Source organism: Mesorhizobium sp. M7A.F.Ca.CA.004.04.2.1, assembly GCF_004022825.1.
In the GTDB taxonomy this organism is placed as follows: Bacteria; Pseudomonadota; Alphaproteobacteria; order Rhizobiales; family Rhizobiaceae; genus Mesorhizobium.
Window position 1 is genome coordinate 1 of sequence record NZ_RZPH01001545.1, and the last position, 841, is coordinate 841.

General features: G+C 67.2%; 1 protein-coding gene. It reads right to left on the reverse strand.

Annotated features, from left to right (window positions below):
• Positions 1 to 775, reverse strand: a 775-nt coding sequence (locus EN893_RS36025) for a methylenetetrahydrofolate reductase (RefSeq protein WP_164901492.1), incomplete at its 3' end; no start/stop codon positions are given.
• Positions 776 to 841 lie beyond the last annotated feature (66 nt).

Consider the following 841-nt stretch of genomic DNA (forward strand, 5'->3'; position numbering starts at 1 on the left):
GCACGTTCGAGCGGATCCACTTGGCCGTCTTGGCCGAGGCCAGCGGCCCGACGCCAACCAGGATGAAGCATTTTTCGGTGTAGCCGAGGTCGCGCACCTTTTGCATGTAGCTGCGGAACATCGGCACGTCGAAGCAATACTGGCTCTGCACGAATTGCGCGCCGGCGGCGATCTTCTTGCCCAGCCGATGCGGCCGGAAGTCGATCGGCGGCGCGAATGGGTTGATCGCGGCTCCGAGGAAAAGCTGCGGTGGCGTCGTCAGCTTGCGGCCGGACAGGAACTTGCCATTGTCGCGCATGATGCGGCAGGTCTCGAGCAGCGACATGCAGTCGAGGTCGAACACCGGCTTGGCGCCGGGCTGGTCGCCGGCCTGCACACCGTCTCCGGTCAGGCACAGCATGTTGGCGACGCCCATCGCGGCCCCGCCCAGCACGTCGCCCTGGATGGCGATGCGGTTCTTGTCGCGGCAGGCGATCTGCATGATCGGCGCATAGCCCATGCGGGTCAAAAGCGCGCAGATACCGACCGACGACATGTGGCAATTGGCGCCCGAGGCGTCGACGGCGTTGATGGCATCGACCCAGCCGTCGAAGATCTTGGCGCGGTTATAGACGTCTTCCGGATCGGCGCTGTCGGGCGGGTTGAGCTCGGTGGTGACGGCGAACTCGCCGCGCCGCAGGACGCGCTCCAGCCGGCCGCGCGAGGTGTGGCCGGGCAGGGGTTCGAGCGGCAGGTGGATGCCGGCCGGGTTCTCGTCGATCTGGCGTCCGATCATGCCGGTGCCCCGGTGTTTGCCGTCTCATTTTTGGCGGCAGCGGCCGCTTCGCGTGCGGCGGCCGCC